The following is a 17,620-nucleotide window of genomic DNA, read 5'->3' as shown; positions in this document are numbered from 1 at the left end:
CTGGCACATTTGCAAATGAACAACCACGTGATTGTGAGATTCACAATCACACGATCGTCCAGGAGGACAATCAGTGTCTAAGGCTAAGTTTGAGCGCAGCAAGCCGCACGTAAACATCGGCACCATCGGTCACGTCGACCACGGCAAGACCACCACCACTGCTGCTATCACCACGGTTCTGGCTAGCCAGTACCCGGAGGAGAACCAGGCATTCGACTACGCTGCCATCGATAAGGCTCCGGAGGAGCGCGAGCGTGGTATTACCATCAACATTTCCCACGTTGAGTACAACACCCCGAAGCGTCACTACGCACACGTTGACGCCCCGGGCCACGCCGACTACATCAAGAACATGATTACCGGTGCTGCTCAGATGGACGGCGCGATCCTCGTGGTTGCTGCTACCGACGGCCCGATGCCGCAGACCCGTGAGCACGTGCTGCTCGCCCGCCAGGTTGGCGTTCCGTACATCCTCGTTGCTCTGAACAAGTGCGACATGGTTGACGATGAGGAGATCATCGAGCTCGTCGAGATGGAGGTCCGCGAGCTGCTGGCTGAGCAGGAGTACGACGAAGAAGCTCCGATTGTCCAGATCTCCGCTCTGAAGGCTCTTGAAGGCGACGAGAAGTGGGTTCAGTCCATCGTCGACCTCATGCAGGCTTGCGATGACTCCATCCCGGACCCGGAGCGCGAGACCGACCGCCCGTTCCTGATGCCGGTCGAGGACATCTTCACCATTTCCGGCCGCGGTACCGTTGTTACCGGCCGTGTTGAGCGTGGTGTCCTGAACCTCAACGACGAGGTTGAGATCATCGGCATCCGTGAGAAGTCCCAGAAGACCACCGTTACCTCCATCGAGATGTTCAACAAGCTTCTCGACACCGCTGAGGCTGGCGACAACGCTGCTCTGCTGTTGCGTGGTCTCAAGCGTGAGGACGTTGAGCGTGGCCAGGTCGTCATCGCACCGGGCGCCTACACCCCGCACACCAAGTTCGAGGGTTCCGTCTACGTCCTGTCCAAGGACGAGGGCGGCCGCCACACCCCGTTCTTCGACAACTACCGTCCGCAGTTCTACTTCCGCACCACCGACGTGACCGGTGTTGTGAAGCTGCCGGAGGGCACCGAGATGGTCATGCCGGGCGACAACGTTGAGATGTCCGTCGAGCTGATCCAGCCGGTCGCTATGGACGAGGGACTGCGCTTCGCTATCCGCGAGGGCTCCCGCACCGTCGGCGCTGGCCGTGTCACCAAGATCGTCGAGTAGTCACTCGCGATCGAGCGCTAGCGCTCTGATCTAACCGCTGTTTCCGGGTTCATCCCGGGGCAGCGGTTTTTTCGTGCCTTCACCCGGGCGAGTGTAGATTCAGTTGCGTGAGCCCGTCCGACATGCCTGACCCGACCCGGATCCCCACTGTTTTGGATGAGCTGCGCCTGACGTGGGAGGGGCAGCCTGAGTTGTCGCTGGCCACGCTTCTCGGTGTGCTGTCTAACCGCGGGGTGGGGTGGGGCACCTCCGACGAGGAGTTGATTGAGGCTCTCCGTGCCGAGCGCGCCATTCATCCAGCAGACGTGCCCCGTGATGAGAACGGTCGCGCAGCGCATTCTTTCCTCGTTGAAACCGCATCGCCCGACCATAGCGTCACGCTCACCCGGTCCCATGTCGTCGTCAGGTCGGTACAGGACCGCGACCGGCAGCCGAGCATGTGGGCGTATGAATCTCTCCGGGCGACGGGTCCCGGCCGGTTGCTTGTGGTCAGGGATGGGGAGGGGGTTGAGCACCGCTTAGGCGTCGTCACGCGAATTGAAGCGCTGGGGGACGCGCCTGAGCTGGAGGGGCTCGAGCTCGCGGAAGTGGGCAACGCTGTGTGGCTTGTGCTTATCGACGGTGCCCGCGTACTGATCAGTCATCGCCTCCACACATGGCGCGTCGAGGGGCGGGCAGTTGAGAAAACTACGCTGGCGTGGGAGCGCGTTGTGCGGTGCGAGATAGGCGAAGACCTGGTCGTCTCCCCGGTAGGCGGGGGAGAGGACCAGGTCTTGGGCCGGGTGGAGCGGATCGTGCTCTTAGAGAGCTAGTTTGCCGCGACCTTGTCGAGGTGAAGCTTGAACACCGTGTCGATGTCCATGGTGTCCACAGCGTCCCGGAAGTCCTCGTCGAGCTGCTCGACGTGGGCGACGATCGTCTCGAAGTCGAACTCGGGGTTCGCTGTGATGGTGAACGTCGCGGTTGGGCGCTGTCCCACGTAGGACACGTTCTGGGTCGCCTTGGTGATCGGCTCAGTGGATTCGGCGTAGTTGCACGCAGCCTGAGCGAGGCGGGCGACATTGACGCGGGTCTCACCCAACGCCGGATTGGCGGGGGCGATGGCGCGGTTGTTGAACCCGCGGCTGCGAATGTTCGACAGGATCATCCACAGCCCCAGGATGATGGAGGCGACCATGACGGCGATGAGCGCGCCGGTGTACCAATTCATTCCTGGCACATCGGCAATCATGGAGCGGTTGATGTCGCGGACAAAGTCCGAAACGTACGGAATGTTCCAGTACAGCGCCGCGGGGATCAACCCGCCAAGGAGCAGAAGCAGCCCCAGCAGGAAGATGATCAGGCGGTCGAAGAACGCGAGTGTCCGTGTCATTGCAGCTCCCTCACCGGTTCGGGTTGGTGGATGTTGACCTTGACGTGCGGCGGCGGATTGAGCCTTTGGACCTGCTCGGTCAGGGTTGCTGCCAGACGCTGGTCGAGGTGACCGGAACCGTCATCCTCTACGTCCACGATGAGCTTCTTGCGGGTCGCCTTGGAGGAAATGCTCGAACGGCCGAGTTCGGACCGTGCAGATGCGGTCGCCTTGCGGGCCACGTCCACCGGGCGAACCCAGATGGAGGACGGTGAAGCGACCTGCACGTGCGTCCGTGGACGCGGCATCAGCGCAGTGATGAGCAGCCACAGGCCCACCAGCGCCACGATGATGCCGACGGTGATTCCCACCGGGTTCACCGCCGCGCCACCGAGCCACTCGAAGACCGGGCGGATCCACGAGTTCTGCGGGTCGTTCTCCTGGTAGCGGTACCACAGGTCGCGGCCGATCACGCCCGCTAAGCCGAGCAGGAGCAGGCCGAGCACGACGGTCAGCCAGCGCACAACCGGGTTGCCGCGCGGTTCACCGCCGGGTTGCGGGGCGACGTGATCGGGCCCCTGAGCTGGCGGCGCCTGAGGTTGGGGAATCTGCGGCTGCGCCAAATCAGTGATGTCGTGGATCTCAGCCATCGCTTTCCTCCTCGAGGTTGTCCGGGCTGACGGTGATCGGTGTCAACGCTTGCGGCTTAGGCGCCTGCGGCACGAGGATCTGCTTGGGATTGTCCACACCCACGCGTCGCAGCGGTTGCGGCTCCGGCCGGAGGACCTCAACGTGCTGGGGCTTCGGTGCATAGATCGGGTCGAGCGGTCGGCGTGCCGGCAGGGACACCGGTGCGATTCGCGCCGGAGCGGTAACGGTGATCTGGCGCAGCGGCTCCGTCGGCGGAATGATCACCGGCTTGCGCGGGAATGCGCGGGTAACCGTGATCGGCCGCTGGGGTGTGAACTGCGTGACGGTGATGCTGCGCAGCGGGGCCGGTGCCGGCGCAACGGGGGAGCGTGGCGCCGGCGGCTGCGGCAGCTGAATACCCGCCAACGGTAGCGGCGGGGGAGTGAGCACCGGATCGAGCGGGCGAATCGGCGGCTGTGGCACCCCGCGAACGCTTGGCGCTGGCGGGGCGGACACGTGCTGCACGGTCGGTGCCGGCGGCGTGCTCACGTGAGCGATCTGGTCGTACGTGGAGTCGTCCACAACGATTGGGGTCAGCTCGGCCTGCGGCTTGACCACGGGTGAGGTGACAGTCGATGGGGTGGTCTCCACCGGGGCCGGCACAATGCCGACGGGGTGGTGTGCCAAGTCGGTGCGCGTCACGCGCCGTTGGGAGGACACTTCCGCATCCGCCACGGCAATGTTGATGCGCGTGACCGTCAGACCGGTGAGCGTTTCCACATGGGTGCCCACCGTCTGCCGGACTTCGTCGGTAATCGCGCCGACCGGGGCGGGGTAGGTGGTCACCATCTCTACGTCGAGTGCGACAGCGCCGGAGGGACGGTCAATATGGGCATCCACGCGCGGAAAACTACGACCGGCAAGGCCGGCCAGTTTTGCGTCGATCGCGCAGGTGCCTGGAACCGTCAGCACAGCCGCTTCGGCGACGCGACCAACGGCCTTCTCGCTGATGCGGTAGGAATCTGGATCCATTAGCCGCGACCCCGGCCCGAGGTTGTGCTCACCAGCTCGGCGAGGTCAATGCGGCCTTCGAGCTGGGCGCCGACGACACCACCGATGGCGCCGAAGAGCGCGGTGAAGAAGAAGCCGAGCCACCCGCCCAAGATGAGCGCGAACGCCAGCACAACACCGATCAGTGCGCCTAGGACGGTCTTATTGGAGAAAATGTTCATTTCTGTGTCCCATACTCTTAGTTTTGCGTAGCCGTCTGGGGTCTGCGCACGGCGTCCGCCACGACGACATCAATACGCGGCGCGCCCATGCTCGCAATGGCGGGGGTCTGTGCGACGGCGCTCTGAATGTCGGCGACGATGTGCGGAATCTCGCGGCGGGAGGACAGGTCGTAGATGACGTGGATGGCAATGTGCGAGGGCCCGATCAGCTCGATGCCCTCAATCATTGCGCCCGGCACCCGCAGGAAAGCCCTGCCCATGCGGCCGCTGGTCAACCCCGCCACGCCTTTCACGGATGTCGCGGCACCGCAGATTTGCTCGGCGGTGTCGCGGGTGACGGAGAACGAAGCCATTACTGTTCCAGGACCTGACCGTTAGCCGGGTAGGTCGGCTCGTTGCGGACGGCCTCTTCCTCGGTGTTCTGCTCCGGCAGGTTGACATCGTGGACGGTGACGTCGACGCGGTCGACGATCAGGCCGGTCATGCGGGTCACGGCGATGGTGACGTTCTCGCGGATAGCGTTAGCCAGCTCGTGGATGGCAACTCCGTACTCGGCGATGATGGCAACGGCGACGTCAGCGTGGCCGTTCTCCACCACAACGTTCACGCCCTGCTGGACATTGGTGGAAGCGGTCAGGGACTCACGGACTGCGCCCCACATGCGGGCCGCGCCGCCGCCCAGGTTGTGCACACCGGAGACCTCGCGGGCAGCGATGCCGGCGATCTTGCCCACAACGTTGTCGTCGATGACGGTAGAACCGTGCTCGGTCTCGAGCGCCTCGTTGCGCGGTTGAGCTGCTGCTTCAGGAGTGGTGGAGCCGCCGGTCTCGGCGGTTGCGGGAACGTCAGCGGAGGTCGGGTTCTGGTTGTTGGTGTCCATCATGGTCCTTCCGGGAAAGTTGGGTTAGTTGCGCTTATGCGTCACTCGCCATACTAGGCTCGCCTGCGTACCTCGGCAATGCGAGAAGAAGATCGGTACCGTTTCGAGACCAAGTCCTCCTATTTGCTTTCGGTTTGAGCTGTGTGTTTAAATACTCGGGTTGCTTTAACACGGCGTCTTCAACACGGCGTCGCTGGTAAGGCGAACATGACACCTTTTGCACGGTAAGCCAGCATTGCTTATCGACGAAGGACCTGCGATCGAGCACAGGCCACCACGAGGCACTCTCGAGACCGGGGACCGGAGAAGGGGCATGGCAAATAAACAGCGGCAGTACACGAAGGCCACGGGGCGCTGATCGTCGATAAGCGATCTGCCCACCTCCTTCCAAGCCTGACACTGAGCTTTCTTGCTCAGCGGAAGCACTGACAAGCGCGTTGTTTTCACGCCATGCATCTTCCGCCGATTGTCATGGCAGTCAATTCGTTTGAAAGACACTGGCGTTGTCAGCCGGGCCCTGAACCGGACAACGTTATAGAGAAAAGAAGCAAGCTAGTCCTCACCTCTTCGCTCTCAATTCACTTTGTTCACATCGAGCGAAGCGAGAGAGTGAACGTGGGGAAGCGAGGAAGAGGTTTACGTGGCGGGACAGAAGATCCGCATCCGGCTCAAGGCCTACGACCACGAAGCGATTGACGCATCTGCGAAGAAGATCGTTGAGACGGTCACCCGCACGGGTGCCCGCGTCGTTGGACCGGTGCCGTTGCCTACCGAAAAGAACGTGTACGCCGTTATTCGTTCTCCCCACAAGGACAAGGACTCGCGCGAGCATTTTGAGATGCGCACTCACAAGCGCCTCATCGACATCCTCGACCCGACGCCGAAGACGGTGGATGCCCTCATGCGCATCGACCTTCCTGCCAGCGTCGACGTGAACATCCAGTAGGGAGAACTGACACATGACTAACGAGATCAAGGGCATTCTGGGCCGCAAGCTCGGTATGACCCAGATCTTCGACGAGGAGAACCGTGTTATCCCGGTGACCGTCGTCGAGGCTGGGCCGTGCGTTGTCACCCAGATCCGCACTGAAGAAACCGATGGCTACTCCGCCATCCAGATCGCTTACGGCGACATTGATCCCCGTAAGGCGAAGAAGCCGCAGGCAGGCCACTACCAGAAGGCCGGCCAGAACCCGCGCCGCCACGTGGCTGAGATCCGCATGGACGACACCTCTGCCTACGAACTTGGCCAGGAAGTGACCGTCAACATCTTCGACGGCGATACCTTCGTCGACGTTGCCGGCACCACCAAGGGCAAGGGCTACGCAGGTGCCATGAAGCGCCACGGCTTCGCAGGCCAGGGTGCCGCTCACGGTAACCAGGCTGCGCACCGCCGCGTCGGCTCCATCGGTGGCTGCGCCACCCCGGGCCGCGTGTTCAAGGGCAAGCGCATGGCTGGCCGCATGGGCAGCAACCGTGTGACTACCCAGAACCTGAAGATTCAACGCATCGACGGCGACTCCAACCTGCTGCTGATCAAGGGCGCCATTCCCGGCGCTAAGGGCAGCCTGGTCACCGTCAAGACCGCAGTGAAGGGCGGTGCTCACGCATGACGAACCTGACACTTGATGTCCACACCGCTGACGGAGCAACCAAGGGCACTGTCGAGCTCCCGGCCGAGCTGTTCGACCGTGAAGCTTCCGTGCCCCTGATGCACCAGGTGGTCAACGCGCAGCTCGCCGCTGCACGCCAGGGCACCCACAAGACCAAGACCCGCGGCGAGGTCCGCGGCGGTGGCCGCAAGCCGTTCCGCCAGAAGGGCACCGGCCGCGCACGCCAGGGCTCCATCCGCGCACCGCACTACACCGGCGGTGGCACGGTTCACGGCCCGGTGCCGCGTGACTACTCGCAGCGCACCCCGAAGAAGATGATCAAGGCAGCTCTTGCCGGCGCCCTGACCAACCGTGCTCAGAACGACCGCATTCACGTGGTCGAAGAGCTCGTTCCGGGTCAGACCCCGTCGACCAAGTCCGCCCGCGCCTTCGTCGAGCGCCTCACCGACCGCAAGTCGGTTCTGCTTGTCATCGGCCGTGAGGATGTCAACTCCCGTCTTTCCGCACGGAACCTGCCGGGCGTGACCATCCTTGAGCCGGGTCAGCTGAACACCTACGACGTGCTCAACGCAGACGACGTGGTCTTCTCCGTGGAAGCTCTCCACGACTTCGTGGGCCGCGCAAACGCTGTTGGTGCCGCAGAGGAGGCAAAGAACTAATGGCTAAGATCGCCAACCCGCGCGACATCATCATCGCCCCGGTCCTCTCCGAGAAGACCTACGGCCTGATGGAGCAGAACACCTACACGTTCTACGTCGCTCCGGAAGCCAACAAGACCCAGATCAAGATTGCCGTGGAGGAAATCTTCGGCGTGAAGGTCGATTCCGTGAACACCGTCAACCGCGAGGGCAAGCGCAAGCGTTCCCGCACCGGTTGGGGCAAGCGGAAGGACACCAAGCGCGCCTACGTCACCCTCCGCGAGGGCAGCGACTCCATCGACATTTTCGGAGGCGCGACTGCCTAGCGGCAGCCAGCGCTAACGAAAAGAGTTAGATCGAAAAGGAACTACTATGGCTATTCGTAAGTACAAGCCGACAACCCCGGGTCGCCGCAACAGCTCCGTTTCCGAGTTCGAGGACATCACTCGTTCCACCCCGGAGAAGTCCCTGCTGCGCCCGCTCCCGAAGAAGGGTGGCCGCAACACTCACGGCCACATCACTACCCGCCACCGTGGCGGCGGCCACAAGCGCCAGTACCGCGTTATTGACTTCCGCCGCTCCGACAAGGACGGCATCCCGGCAAAGGTCGCTCACATCGAGTACGACCCGAACCGCACCGCCAACATCGCTCTGTTGCACTACGCAGACGGCGAGAAGCGCTACATCATCGCACCGAAGGGCCTGACCCAGGGCACCACGGTAGAGGCTGGCGCCAACGCCGACATCAAGGTGGGCAACAACCTGCCGCTGCGCAACATCCCGACCGGTACGACCATCCACGCCGTGGAGCTCAAGCCGGGCGCCGGCGCCAAGCTGGCCCGTTCCGCAGGCACGTCCATCCAGCTGCTGGGTAAGGAAGGCACCTACGCCGTTTTGCGTATGCCGTCTTCCGAGATCCGCCGCGTGGACATCCGCTGCCGCGCGACCGTCGGCGAGGTTGGCAACGCTGACCAGATCAACATCCGCTGGGGTAAGGCCGGCCGTATGCGCTGGAAGGGCTGGAGGCCCACTGTCCGCGGTGTTGTCATGAACCCGGTCGACCACCCGCACGGTGGTGGTGAGGGTAAGACCTCCGGTGGCCGCCACCCGGTTTCCCCGTGGGGCCAGCAGGAAGGCCGTACCCGCAACCCGAACCGTTATTCCAACAACATGATCGTGCGCCGTCGTCGCCCGAACAAGAAGCGCTAAGAGGAGGTAACTTCACATGCCACGCAGCCTAAAGAAAGGCCCGTTCGTTGACGAGCACCTCCTCAACAAGGTGGATGCTCAGAACGAGGCCGGAACCAAGCAGGTCATCAAGACCTGGTCCCGCCGCTCGACCATTCTCCCCGACTTCATCGGGCACACCTTCGCCGTCCACGACGGCCGCAAGCACGTGCCGGTGTTCATCGACGAGTCCATGGTCGGCCACAAGCTCGGTGAATTCGCACCGACGAAGACCTTCAAGGGTCACGTCAAGGAAGAGAAGGGGCGTCGATAAGCAATGAGTGACACCATCACCTCCGCACGCGCTACCGCCAAGTACGTTCGCACTTCGCAGATGAAGGCGAACCGCGTCCTCGACCTCGTCCGCGGCAAGTCCGTGTCCGAGGCCCTGGCAATCCTGAAGTACGCGCCGCAGTCCGTGTCCACCCAGGTGGCCAAGGTCGTCGCGTCTGCAGCTGCCAACGCTGAGAACAACTTCGGTCTTGACCCGCGCACGCTGGTCATTTCCGAGGCATACGCCAACGAAGGCCCGACCATGCGCCGCTACCAGCCGCGCGCCCAGGGCCGCGCATTCCAGATCCGCAAGCGCACCTGCCACATCACCGTGGTAGTTGAGAGCCAGAAGGAGGCTTAAACTCACATGGGTCAGAAAATTCACCCGCACGGCCTCCGGCTGGGCATCACCGCTGACTGGAAGTCCCACTGGTACGCCGACAACAACTACGCAGACTATGTCGCTGAAGACATCAAGATCCGCGAGTTCCTGAACAAGAACCTGCAGCGCGCAGGCATCGCTGACATTGTCATCGAGCGCACCCGCGACCGCGTCCGTGTCGACATTCACACCGCCCGCCCGGGCATCGTGATCGGCCGCCGCGGTGCAGAGGCTGACCGCATCCGCCGCGAGCTGGAAAAGCTCACCGGCAAGATGGTCGCCCTGAACATCCTCGAGGTCAAGAACGTCGACGCCAACGCCGCTCTGGTCGCCCAGTCCGTGGCAGAGCAGCTGGTCAACCGTGTTGCATTCCGCCGCGCCATGCGTAAGGCCATCCAGTCCGCGATGCGCCAGCCGCAGGTCAAGGGCATCAAGATTCAGTGCTCCGGCCGTCTCGGCGGCGCTGAGATGTCCCGCGTCGAGCGCTACCACGAGGGCCGCGTCCCGCTGCACACCCTGCGCGCCGAGATCGACTACGGTCTCGCTGAGGCAGAGACCACCTTCGGCATCATCGGTGTCAAGGTTTGGATCTACAAGGGTGACGTCGTCGGCGGTGTCCGCGAGTCCGAACTCAACGCACCGAAGAACGAGCGCGGTGGCCGTGGCGACCGCGACCGTCGTCCGCGCCGTGGCGGCCAGCGCCGCCAGCGCGCTGAGCAGAAGAAGGAGGGTTAAGTTCATGCTTATCCCGAAGCGCGTCAAGTACCGTCGCCAGCACCGCCCGAACCGTTCGGGCGTGTCCAAGGGCGGCAACACCATCAACTTCGGCGACTACGGCCTGCAGGCTCTCGAGCCGGCGTACATCACCAACCGCCAGATCGAGTCCGCACGTATCGCCATCAACCGCCACGTCAAGCGCGGCGGTAAGGTTTGGATCAACATCTTCCCGGACCGCCCCCTGACCCAGAAGCCGCTCGGTGTGCGTATGGGTTCCGGTAAGGGCCCGGTGGAGAAGTGGGTGGCCAACGTCAAGCCTGGCCGCATCCTGTTCGAAATGTCTTACCCGAACGAGCAGGTCGCCCAGGAGGCTCTGCGCCGCGCCGGCGCGAAGCTGCCCTGCAAGACCCGCGTTATCTCGAAGGAGGACCTGTACTAATGGCTACTGGTACCCCCGCACACGAGTTCCGCGAGCTCACCGAGGCTGAGCTTAAGGACCGCCTGTCCGCTGCTAAGGAAGAGCTGTTCAACCTGCGCTTCCAGAACGCTACCGGTCAGCTGACCAACAACCGCCGGATCTCGACGGTCAAGCGCGACATCGCCCGCATCTACACGGTGCTGCGCGAGCGCGAGCTGGGCCTGTCCACTGTCCCTGGTGAAGGAGCGTAAGTAAATGACTGAAGCAACTGGAACCGCCACCGGCAAGGGTCCGAAGCACACTGAGGCCCAGCCGAAGGAGAAGGGGCTGCAGAAGCGCCGCCGTGGCTACGTCGTGTCCGACAAGATGGACAAGACCATCGTCGTCGAGGTCGAGGACCGTAAGTCCCACGCCCTGTACGGCAAGATTGTCCGTACTACCAAGCGCGTGAAGGCTCACGACGAGAACAACGAGGCTGGCGTGGGCGATCTCGTCCACATCATCGAGACCCGTCCGCTGTCCAAGGACAAGCACTTCCGCCTCCTGGACATTGTGGAGAAGGCTCGCTAGTCCTCTCTCTTCGCGAAGAAACCCGCCGATTTCAATCGGCGGGTTTCTTGCTGTTTAGTGCATCGGCTACATCATTGAATGAGGTGCTCGAGTTCGCGCGCGTAGGGTGTGTCTGCGCCTGCTCGGGACACCGTGATCGATGCGGCGAAAGCGGCGAAATTGAGGAATTCCCGCCACTCGCTGTCGTTCAAATTCAGCAGGTCGTCGCGGCCAAAGCCACGCCGGTCGAACTGGTGCACCAGCGCGGCCATCACGGTGTCACCGGCGCCAATGGTGTCTACAACGTGGACATCGTGCTGTGCGACGGAGCACTGGCCAAACGGAGCGCGCACGCGAATGCCGTTCGAGGACGTGGTCACCACGACGGGGACGTTGGATGTATCACCGAGGAATCCAACCTCGTCCTCGGACAGCTTCAGCACCGTGACACACTCCAGCATGCCCCGCAGGAACGCGCGGTGTTTTTTCTGTCGCAGTGGCAGGGCGGATATTCGGATCGAGGCAGACGACGGCACCGGCTTCTGCGCTCGAACGAGCGGCAGCCACGTAGCGCGACGCGGCCGGCTCAAGTGCCAGTGAAAGACTGCCGAACACCGCGAAGCCCTCTGACACAGGCACCGGTTCTGCCTGACGGTCGGCAGTGCCCTCGGTGTAGAACTGGTAGCTTGCCGATCCATCGTCCCCGATGGATGCCACCGCCAATGTGGTGGGCTCGGGCCCGGTGGGGCAGTGGGGGAGGGCGACGTGGGCGTCGACAAGCGAGGCGCGCAGCTCGCGGCCGAAACTATCGCTAGATAACCGCGATTGGAACGAGACGGTGGATCCCATGCGGCCGAGCGCGCGCGACATTGAACGGACCGCCGCCGAGCGCTGGCCGCAGAGGCGCGAGTGGAAGCGTGCCGGCGGGCACCAGGTCCACCAGTGCCTCGCCGTAGACCGTGATCATTGGGTGCGCGTTGCCTGGTCGAAGAACTCCCGCTCGTAATAGCAGGCGTACATGAAGGCTTCGGCAGCCTTCGCGCGCTGCTCCTCGGACGCGTTGGACAGAGCCTTCTCCACGCTCTGCAGTGCCATGCGCACACCGTCTACGAAGTCATCGCCGCCGTACATGGACAGCCATGCGTTGTAGGGGTGGGCATCGTGGTTGTTCTCTGCAAGGTGCATGCCCACTTCGGCGTAGAGCCAGAAGCACGGCAGCACCGCGGCGGCGCCGATGGCGTAGTCCGCCAGCGCCGCGGTAGACGTGAGCATGTTCACGTACCCCAGCGTCACCGGTGACGGGGGAGTGTCCGCTGCGACCTCGTGCGCGGAGATCCAGCTGCGGTGCAAATCGGATTCCGCCTCGATGGCGACAGTCGCGGACTGGGACCACCACACCTGGTCCTCGGCGTCGGGAGCTTTCACGCTTAACGACGCCAGCGCCCGCGAGTACTCCCGCAAGTAGTAGGCATCCTGAACCAAATAGAAGGAGAACTGCTCCCGCGGCAGCGTGCCGTCGCGCAGAGCGCGGATGAACGGAGAGTCCAGGGTTTCCGGCCACACCTTCGCTGCTGCTTTCTCCCAGAGGTCCCGGGTGAAGGGGCCGGCAGCCTCGATCTTGGGTTCGAGGATGGGGGAGGAGGTGGTGTTCGGGGCGGTCCAATCGTCGCTAAGCTTCCAGGGCTGCGTGGAGCCTGCCGCTGCGAGACGGCGCGCGCGATGGGAGTGGTCGATGGGGCCGTGGCCGGTGCCAACGTTGAGGTCGTCCGCGTGCGCGATCGCCTCATGCAGCCAGCTCGACGTCCACGCGAGTGCCGTGTCTGGGTCAATAGCCATGCGCGTGGCGAAGGCCGACGACAGGGAGCAGCCCGTGCCGTGCGTGTTCTTCGTGTCTACACGGGGGACTTCTGCGACCTCGGTGTCACCGCCGGGAGAAACCAGCGCGTTCGAGGCCATGCCTTCGCGCAGGTGGCCACCCTTGACCACCACTTTCACGCCGCTGGCGTCTGCGTAGGCGCGGCCCTGCTCCATGGCTTCCTCGAGCGTGTCCGCAGGCTGCGTGCCCGCCAGAACCGCCAGCTCCGGAATGTTGGGCGTGACCACGGTCGCGTGCTCCTTCACGAACTGCCGCAGCGCCTCCTCCGCATCCCCAGTCAGCAGGCGGTCACCGCTGGTGGCCACCATCACCGGGTCCACCACGACGATGGGCACCGGGTGCTCCGTGAGGTAGTCGGAGACCGTCTTCGTGGTCGTGGCGTCACCCAGCATGCCGATCTTCACCGCGTCGACCTGGACGTCGTCGAAGACCGCGTCGAGCTGTGCCTTGAGAAACTCCTGCGGCGGGGTGTGAATATCGCGCACACCGTGGGTGTTCTGCGCCACCAGCGAAGTGACCACGCACATGCCGTAGCCGCCCGCAGCGGCAATTGACTTCAGATCGGCCTGGATGCCCGCACCGCCCGTCGGGTCCGTTCCGGCAATGGACAGGATGTTAGGGATAGCGCTGGGCGTGCGTTCGGCCATCAGACAATTCCTCCGCGAATTCGAGTTCGATCAGGTTCAACGGGTGTAATCTCAGCCCGGCCTCATCGGGGGCTGGGCACCCCGTGTCTTATCCCTCGATCATACGTGAGGCTTGCGTCCGTCAGGGGGTCTTCAAACAATTGAAGGCCTGACTTCGACGTGTATCAAGGCCAGGTCTCGCGGCTGAAGAGCCGCGGCTTCGGACTGTTGCGGATTCCTGGGGGGGGCGGCTCGCCCCCTTTGGACGCTGGAATACTGCTCAGGCATATAAGCATTAACGAACGTTTTTGACCTGCGAGTTTAGATCAGCAGTATTCCGGAAAACCGCCAGTAGTATTCCGGGCTGGATGGTGCCCCCATTGGTACGGCTACCCTTCGCAACGGCCTCGGGGTCATTGCAGCACTCTGCTCTGCTCAAGGTTCTGCATCCGAGGCCAAGCGCGGCCGCCGCTTCTACCTCACAGCGCTCGTCACCGTACCGACGAAATTGTCGTAATCGGCGCGTATGCTCTCCAGTGGCTCCACCACGGCTGTTTGAGAGATCTCCGCTACCTCTCTGCGCACCGCGTTCCGGGTGCGACGCTTCACCCCGGAGCCGATCACCCCACCGAAGACGGTGGTGACTAGACCGATGATGAGTCCCGTCAGAAGCCCAGCCATGATGAGCAGCGTGGGCACTGGCCAGCCCTCGACGGTGGGCACGAGGTCGTCACCCAGCAGCGGCATCAGCGCGCCCGGCACGAATGCCACGAGCAGATACCAAACCACTCCAGCCAGCGCGGCGATGAGCGCCAGCCACTGAATCACCGTGAGCAGGAACCATCCGCGGGACGGTTCTGCGGGGAGGCGGGTGCGCGCCACGGCACGGTCCAGTTCACCCGGCAGAGACTGGGAAATCTCCTCGGTGCGGTCCGCCACCGCCGCTGACCACGCGTGGGGCAGGCCGGCAGCGGCGGCTGCGGAATAGTCACGCAGACCTTTGTTCGCCACTGCTTTGCCGGATGCATCCAGCTCCGGCATCGAGGTGCGGTGCACGCCGACGTCATCGGACTCCTCCCGCAGGCCGAGCCGGCGCAGAGGATCGGGGCGGAACCTGGTGATCCAGCTGGTCAACAACCACCCGGTGCGCTCATGCAGCCGCTTGCGGTAGGCGGCGGCAGTGGTCGAGGCGATGCGCTCCGCCCCGGCCGCTTGAGACAAGGTCGCATCAAGGGCACGCTTCGCGTGCTTTTCGACGCCACCCACCCCACTTGCCGGCGCATAGTCCTCCGTCACCGCCCGAATGTCAGCTTCGATGCGGGCGGCCTGAGCAGTGTGCGCGCGGGCAACCTTGGAAATGGAGCCCCGCAGCGCCTCAATGCCCTCACCGGTGCGGGTGGAGGTGGGGATGACGGAGATGCGGGAAAGGCCGTCGTCGAGAAGCAAATTCTCGAAGTTCCCGGCAACCGTGGGCACATCGTCCGCATGCAGCAGGTCAGCTTTGTTCAGTACGGCGAGGGTGACTTCGGCGTGGCCGGCGTGGGGGCGGATGAATTGGTCGTGGATCACGCTGTCGGCGTACTTCTCGGGGTCGGTGACCCAAACCAGCACGTCGACTTGGCCGGCAAGGCGTTCCGCGATCGCACGGTTGGAGGCTTCCACCGAGTCGAAGTCAGGCAGGTCCAACAAGATGAGTGGGCCGGCGCCGGGAGCGAACTCACCTTCGCGGCTCCGGCGGTCTTCCACCCCAAGCCAGTCCAGCAGCGCTTCGGACCCTTCCGGCTCCCAAATCGCCGCGAGAGGTGAGGATGTGGTCGGGCGGCGCGCAGCTGCCTCGCCTAAGTCCTCGCCTACGACCGCATTGAACAGAGACGTCTTGCCGGAGCCGGTCGCGCCAAAGAATCCTACGACGGTGTGGTCAGCAGACAGGGCGCGGCGTTCCGCTCCCGCGCGCGCGACCGCTTGGAAGCGCTGGACCTCGTCGGCAGGCAAGTAGGGCGCGCCGATGGAGGCAGCTTCCTCCAACGCGGCGAGCCGGTCGCCGAGCGGAGTTGTGCGTTTGAATAGCGCCACTATCCCTCGCCCTCCGTTCGGTGAGCTTCAGCGTCAGACGATTGCGTGCCAAACGAGCCGCGCAGTTGGTCGAATAAGCTGCGCAGGGTGCCGTGCTCGTAGCTTTCCCGCACATCCTCGGGGACATGGGCGGCGGGAACCTGCTCAGTGGGGGCCGGGGTGAGGATGCCGGGGAAACGCTCGTCGATCGACACACGCGCCTCAGCAGCGGCGGTACGGATGGATTCGGCAGAGGTTCCCTCGAGCAGCGGGTCAGTGATGGCGTAGTAGCGCTCGCGTTCGCCGCGCAGCAGCACATCGAGACGCTGGTTGAGGTCTTCGCGCGCGTCGGCAGCCATGCGGCGCACTGTGTCCTCGCCGAACACCGTCTCCAGCAACTTCTGGCCTAGCACTGCGGAACCTCCCGCGATGCCGATCTCAGCGCCGGTCAGTCCGGCCGTGGTGGAGAACACCACCAGCATGAGTGCGACGGTGAGCACGTTGAGCCCCAGCGACATTACGCGCGCACGCTGGCGTTTCTCGCCCGCGGTGTCCTGAATGCGCGTCAGCATCGCCCCCTGCCATTCGCGGATGAGCTGGGCGGCCTTGTCGTCGATGTCCTGGCTGGCGCGGGCCAAGGAGGGATCAGCTGCGTGACGACGCTCCGGTGCCACCGCCCCCACATGCGCCCACGCCCGAGACGCCGCCGAGTCCGCCGCATCCACGATCACGGCGTGCAAACCCGACTCCAGCTCCGTCTCCACTTCCCGCAGGGGAGCGGGCTCACCGCTGAAGAAGCTGCCCACCTTGTCCACCGCCTGGCTGAACCAGCGCTCCACACCGCGGAACACGTCCGAGGTGCCTACCACGTCCTGCCAGCGGTCCATGACCTCGGTGCGCAGCATCTTTCCGTCGGACGTGGCATCAATGATGTGGTGGTGCGCGGAGCGGTACAGCTCTAAGATCGACTCGTCGATGTGGTTCGCGAATTCTTCGCTGCGCTGGCGCGTAGCCACCAACTCATCCACGCGGGCAAGGGCGCCGTTGGCCGCACCTGCCACGGTCTTGCCGGCCACCTCGCGCCGGGCAGCCGAATCGTCCGCCAATGAGGTCAGGTAGTCCCGGAGCGGCGCCACCATCTCAGTCGGGAGGAACTCCTCCTGCAAGTCCTTCACGTACGGCACTTCGAAGACGGTGGCCCGCTCCAGGCCGGCCTCGTTCATCATGCGGCGCAGATCGGCTGGGACCGTGGCTGCGGCTGCCTCGTCGAGGCGGTTGAGCACGACCACGACTTCGATGCCGCGACCGGCGGCGTCATGCAGAAAGTTCCACACCAGCTGATCGGCGTAGCGCGCGGGGGTGGTGACGAAGATCCACAAGTCCGCTGCGGCGAGCAGTTGGCTGGCAAGGGCGCGGTTGCGGTCATCGATGGAGTCGAAATCCGGGGCGTCGAGAAGCGAAAGACCCTCAGGAATGCTGGGTGTTTCCACCACTCGCAGCGTCGTGGACTGCTCGTTGCCCGCGCCGTGGGAACGGGCAAGGCCGGGCAGGACCTGCGGCGAGTTGAACCAGTCCGCGTCGCCCGGATTAGCCACCAACACCGGCTGTCGGGTGGTGGGGCGGATGACCCCAGGGTTCGACACATGCTCCTGCAACACGGCGTTGACCAACGTGGACTTGCCGGATCCGGTGGACCCGCCGATCACGGCCAACAGCGGCGCGTCGAGGTTGGCCAGGCGGGGGAGGATGTAGTCGTCGAGCTGGTTGACCACCGCGCGGGCTTCATCGGCGGCGTCGGCGGGCAGCGTGGTCGCGGCCAGCGAGTCGCGCAGCTGCTTGACCGCGCTTAACGGGTCGCTCGGCGGGGTGGTGGTTTGGGGGCTAGTCACCAG

The 17,620-nt window shown here is 64.0% G+C and carries 25 protein-coding genes and 1 riboswitch; of the genes, 13 read left to right on the top strand and 12 right to left on the bottom strand.

Translation table 11 applies throughout. From position 1 onward, the window contains the following. The first annotated feature begins 73 nt into the window (after positions 1–73). Together tuf and HMPREF0291_RS01365 are read left to right on the top strand one after the other, a co-directional pair. Complete coding sequence (gene tuf, locus HMPREF0291_RS01370; RefSeq protein WP_005286783.1) at positions 74–1,264, top strand: elongation factor Tu; 1,191 nt, start codon at positions 74–76, stop codon at positions 1,262–1,264. A 107-nt stretch (positions 1,265–1,371) separates the two neighbouring features. After that, positions 1,372–2,076, top strand: coding sequence for a hypothetical protein (locus HMPREF0291_RS01365; RefSeq protein ID WP_232210312.1), 705 nt, complete (start codon positions 1,372–1,374; stop codon positions 2,074–2,076). Here HMPREF0291_RS01365 and HMPREF0291_RS01360 read toward each other — a convergent pair. Genes HMPREF0291_RS01360 through HMPREF0291_RS01335 form a run of 6 tightly spaced genes read right to left on the bottom strand, consistent with a single transcriptional unit; the run spans position 2,073 to position 5,360 of the window. Then, the gene (locus HMPREF0291_RS01360) at positions 2,073–2,636 is read right to left on the bottom strand and encodes a hypothetical protein (RefSeq protein WP_005286778.1); all 564 of its coding nucleotides are present in this window, start codon (positions 2,634–2,636) and stop codon (positions 2,073–2,075) included. The genes HMPREF0291_RS01365 and HMPREF0291_RS01360 overlap by 4 nt on opposite strands. Continuing rightward, positions 2,633–3,265 (bottom strand): DUF6286 domain-containing protein, encoded by a 633-nt coding sequence (locus tag HMPREF0291_RS01355; RefSeq protein WP_005286775.1) that lies wholly within the window; start codon positions 3,263–3,265, stop codon positions 2,633–2,635. The genes HMPREF0291_RS01360 and HMPREF0291_RS01355 overlap by 4 nt, the downstream gene beginning before the upstream one ends. Continuing rightward, a complete protein-coding gene (locus HMPREF0291_RS01350; RefSeq protein ID WP_005286772.1) occupies positions 3,258–4,277 on the bottom strand; it encodes an Asp23/Gls24 family envelope stress response protein in 1,020 nt (339 codons plus the stop codon). Before HMPREF0291_RS01350 ends, HMPREF0291_RS01355 begins: the two co-directional genes overlap by 8 nt. Then, the gene (locus HMPREF0291_RS01345; protein WP_005286768.1) at positions 4,277–4,477 is read right to left on the bottom strand and encodes a hypothetical protein; all 201 of its coding nucleotides are present in this window, start codon (positions 4,475–4,477) and stop codon (positions 4,277–4,279) included. Before HMPREF0291_RS01345 ends, HMPREF0291_RS01350 begins: the two co-directional genes overlap by 1 nt. Before the next feature lie 17 nt (positions 4,478–4,494). Continuing rightward, positions 4,495–4,830 carry a hypothetical protein gene (locus HMPREF0291_RS01340; RefSeq protein ID WP_005286765.1) on the bottom strand — a complete coding sequence of 112 codons (336 nt, stop codon included), beginning with the start codon at positions 4,828–4,830 and terminating at the stop codon, positions 4,495–4,497. After that, positions 4,830–5,360 carry an Asp23/Gls24 family envelope stress response protein gene (locus HMPREF0291_RS01335; protein WP_005286763.1) on the bottom strand — a complete coding sequence of 177 codons (531 nt, stop codon included), beginning with the start codon at positions 5,358–5,360 and terminating at the stop codon, positions 4,830–4,832. The genes HMPREF0291_RS01340 and HMPREF0291_RS01335 overlap by 1 nt, the downstream gene beginning before the upstream one ends. 637 nt (positions 5,361–5,997) lie before the next feature. Here HMPREF0291_RS01335 and rpsJ point away from each other — a divergent pair. From rpsJ to rpsQ, 11 genes are read left to right on the top strand one after another with little or no spacing between them, the layout of a single operon-like run. Then, positions 5,998–6,303 (top strand): 30S ribosomal protein S10, encoded by a 306-nt coding sequence (gene rpsJ, locus HMPREF0291_RS01330; protein ID WP_005286760.1) that lies wholly within the window; start codon positions 5,998–6,000, stop codon positions 6,301–6,303. A gap of 13 nt (positions 6,304–6,316) precedes the next feature. Continuing rightward, the gene (gene rplC / locus HMPREF0291_RS01325) at positions 6,317–6,970 is read left to right on the top strand and encodes a 50S ribosomal protein L3 (protein WP_005286757.1); all 654 of its coding nucleotides are present in this window, start codon (positions 6,317–6,319) and stop codon (positions 6,968–6,970) included. Continuing rightward, entirely contained in the window at positions 6,967–7,629 is a 663-nt protein-coding gene (gene rplD / locus HMPREF0291_RS01320; RefSeq protein ID WP_005286755.1) for a 50S ribosomal protein L4, read from the top strand. Before rplC ends, rplD begins: the two co-directional genes overlap by 4 nt. Further along, positions 7,629–7,934, top strand: coding sequence for a 50S ribosomal protein L23 (gene rplW, locus HMPREF0291_RS01315; RefSeq protein WP_005286752.1), 306 nt, complete (start codon positions 7,629–7,631; stop codon positions 7,932–7,934). The genes rplD and rplW overlap by 1 nt, the downstream gene beginning before the upstream one ends. Before the next feature lie 46 nt (positions 7,935–7,980). Continuing rightward, entirely contained in the window at positions 7,981–8,817 is an 837-nt protein-coding gene (gene rplB, locus HMPREF0291_RS01310) for a 50S ribosomal protein L2 (RefSeq protein ID WP_005286747.1), read from the top strand. A 16-nt stretch (positions 8,818–8,833) separates the two neighbouring features. Then, entirely contained in the window at positions 8,834–9,109 is a 276-nt protein-coding gene (rpsS, locus tag HMPREF0291_RS01305) for a 30S ribosomal protein S19 (RefSeq protein ID WP_005286746.1), read from the top strand. Between the two features lie 3 nt (positions 9,110–9,112). Then, a complete protein-coding gene (gene rplV / locus HMPREF0291_RS01300) occupies positions 9,113–9,469 on the top strand; it encodes a 50S ribosomal protein L22 (protein WP_005286744.1) in 357 nt (118 codons plus the stop codon). 6 nt (positions 9,470–9,475) lie between these two features. Next, on the top strand, positions 9,476–10,225 hold the full coding sequence (gene rpsC / locus HMPREF0291_RS01295) for a 30S ribosomal protein S3 (protein WP_005286742.1): 750 nt from the start codon (positions 9,476–9,478) through the stop codon (positions 10,223–10,225). A gap of 4 nt (positions 10,226–10,229) precedes the next feature. Beyond that, complete coding sequence (gene rplP, locus HMPREF0291_RS01290) at positions 10,230–10,646, top strand: 50S ribosomal protein L16 (protein ID WP_005286739.1); 417 nt, start codon at positions 10,230–10,232, stop codon at positions 10,644–10,646. Next, a complete protein-coding gene (gene rpmC, locus HMPREF0291_RS01285; protein ID WP_005286736.1) occupies positions 10,646–10,876 on the top strand; it encodes a 50S ribosomal protein L29 in 231 nt (76 codons plus the stop codon). Before rplP ends, rpmC begins: the two co-directional genes overlap by 1 nt. Before the next feature lie 4 nt (positions 10,877–10,880). Next, on the top strand, positions 10,881–11,195 hold the full coding sequence (gene rpsQ / locus HMPREF0291_RS01280) for a 30S ribosomal protein S17 (RefSeq protein WP_005286733.1): 315 nt from the start codon (positions 10,881–10,883) through the stop codon (positions 11,193–11,195). A 71-nt stretch (positions 11,196–11,266) separates the two neighbouring features. Here rpsQ and HMPREF0291_RS12155 read toward each other — a convergent pair whose 3' ends face one another. The 6 genes from HMPREF0291_RS12155 to HMPREF0291_RS01260 all read right to left on the bottom strand — a co-directional run bounded on the left by HMPREF0291_RS12155 (position 11,267) and on the right by HMPREF0291_RS01260 (position 17,617). Beyond that, complete coding sequence (locus HMPREF0291_RS12155; RefSeq protein ID WP_332247651.1) at positions 11,267–11,617, bottom strand: PfkB family carbohydrate kinase; 351 nt, start codon at positions 11,615–11,617, stop codon at positions 11,267–11,269. After that, positions 11,577–12,023, bottom strand: coding sequence for a carbohydrate kinase family protein (locus HMPREF0291_RS12150; RefSeq protein WP_332247650.1), 447 nt, complete (start codon positions 12,021–12,023; stop codon positions 11,577–11,579). The genes HMPREF0291_RS12155 and HMPREF0291_RS12150 overlap by 41 nt, the downstream gene beginning before the upstream one ends. Then, complete coding sequence (locus HMPREF0291_RS12145; protein WP_332247649.1) at positions 11,986–12,141, bottom strand: hypothetical protein; 156 nt, start codon at positions 12,139–12,141, stop codon at positions 11,986–11,988. The genes HMPREF0291_RS12150 and HMPREF0291_RS12145 overlap by 38 nt, the downstream gene beginning before the upstream one ends. Next, the gene (locus HMPREF0291_RS01270; protein ID WP_005286727.1) at positions 12,138–13,697 is read right to left on the bottom strand and encodes a bifunctional hydroxymethylpyrimidine kinase/phosphomethylpyrimidine kinase; all 1,560 of its coding nucleotides are present in this window, start codon (positions 13,695–13,697) and stop codon (positions 12,138–12,140) included. Before HMPREF0291_RS01270 ends, HMPREF0291_RS12145 begins: the two co-directional genes overlap by 4 nt. Beyond that, positions 13,687–13,791, bottom strand: a riboswitch (TPP riboswitch). Its footprint overlaps the gene before it by 11 nt. A 359-nt stretch (positions 13,792–14,150) precedes the next feature. Continuing rightward, the gene (locus tag HMPREF0291_RS01265; RefSeq protein WP_005286726.1) at positions 14,151–15,749 is read right to left on the bottom strand and encodes a GTPase; all 1,599 of its coding nucleotides are present in this window, start codon (positions 15,747–15,749) and stop codon (positions 14,151–14,153) included. Further along, positions 15,749–17,617, bottom strand: coding sequence for a GTPase family protein (locus HMPREF0291_RS01260; RefSeq protein WP_005286723.1), 1,869 nt, complete (start codon positions 17,615–17,617; stop codon positions 15,749–15,751). Before HMPREF0291_RS01260 ends, HMPREF0291_RS01265 begins: the two co-directional genes overlap by 1 nt. Positions 17,618–17,620 lie beyond the last annotated feature (3 nt).

This window comes from Corynebacterium genitalium ATCC 33030 (assembly GCF_000143825.1).
Taxonomy (GTDB): domain Bacteria; phylum Actinomycetota; class Actinomycetes; order Mycobacteriales; family Mycobacteriaceae; genus Corynebacterium; species Corynebacterium genitalium.
Note: the sequence above shows the minus strand (reverse complement) of the source record. Positions and strands in the feature narration are given on the sequence as shown.

Bases quoted from the DNA above. Each gene is read 5' to 3' on its own strand.
- HMPREF0291_RS01360 (WP_005286778.1), bottom strand. From the start codon at position 2,636: ATGACACGGACACTCGCGTTCTTCGACCGCCTGATCATCTTCCTGCTG.
- HMPREF0291_RS01355 (WP_005286775.1), bottom strand. From the start codon at position 3,265: ATGGCTGAGATCCACGACATCACTGATTTGGCGCAGCCGCAGATTCCC.
- HMPREF0291_RS01350 (WP_005286772.1), bottom strand. From the start codon at position 4,277: ATGGATCCAGATTCCTACCGCATCAGCGAGAAGGCCGTTGGTCGCGTC.
- HMPREF0291_RS01345 (WP_005286768.1), bottom strand. From the start codon at position 4,477: ATGAACATTTTCTCCAATAAGACCGTCCTAGGCGCACTGATCGGTGTT.
- HMPREF0291_RS01340 (WP_005286765.1), bottom strand. From the start codon at position 4,830: ATGGCTTCGTTCTCCGTCACCCGCGACACCGCCGAGCAAATCTGCGGT.
- HMPREF0291_RS01335 (WP_005286763.1), bottom strand. From the start codon at position 5,360: ATGATGGACACCAACAACCAGAACCCGACCTCCGCTGACGTTCCCGCA.
- rplC (WP_005286757.1), top strand. From the start codon at position 6,317: ATGACTAACGAGATCAAGGGCATTCTGGGCCGCAAGCTCGGTATGACC.
- rplD (WP_005286755.1), top strand. From the start codon at position 6,967: ATGACGAACCTGACACTTGATGTCCACACCGCTGACGGAGCAACCAAG.
- rplW (WP_005286752.1), top strand. From the start codon at position 7,629: ATGGCTAAGATCGCCAACCCGCGCGACATCATCATCGCCCCGGTCCTC.
- rplB (WP_005286747.1), top strand. From the start codon at position 7,981: ATGGCTATTCGTAAGTACAAGCCGACAACCCCGGGTCGCCGCAACAGC.
- rpsS (WP_005286746.1), top strand. From the start codon at position 8,834: ATGCCACGCAGCCTAAAGAAAGGCCCGTTCGTTGACGAGCACCTCCTC.
- rplV (WP_005286744.1), top strand. From the start codon at position 9,113: ATGAGTGACACCATCACCTCCGCACGCGCTACCGCCAAGTACGTTCGC.
- rpsC (WP_005286742.1), top strand. From the start codon at position 9,476: ATGGGTCAGAAAATTCACCCGCACGGCCTCCGGCTGGGCATCACCGCT.
- rplP (WP_005286739.1), top strand. From the start codon at position 10,230: ATGCTTATCCCGAAGCGCGTCAAGTACCGTCGCCAGCACCGCCCGAAC.
- rpmC (WP_005286736.1), top strand. From the start codon at position 10,646: ATGGCTACTGGTACCCCCGCACACGAGTTCCGCGAGCTCACCGAGGCT.
- rpsQ (WP_005286733.1), top strand. From the start codon at position 10,881: ATGACTGAAGCAACTGGAACCGCCACCGGCAAGGGTCCGAAGCACACT.
- HMPREF0291_RS12150 (WP_332247650.1), bottom strand. From the start codon at position 12,023: ATGGGATCCACCGTCTCGTTCCAATCGCGGTTATCTAGCGATAGTTTC.
- HMPREF0291_RS12145 (WP_332247649.1), bottom strand. From the start codon at position 12,141: ATGATCACGGTCTACGGCGAGGCACTGGTGGACCTGGTGCCCGCCGGC.
- HMPREF0291_RS01270 (WP_005286727.1), bottom strand. From the start codon at position 13,697: ATGGCCGAACGCACGCCCAGCGCTATCCCTAACATCCTGTCCATTGCC.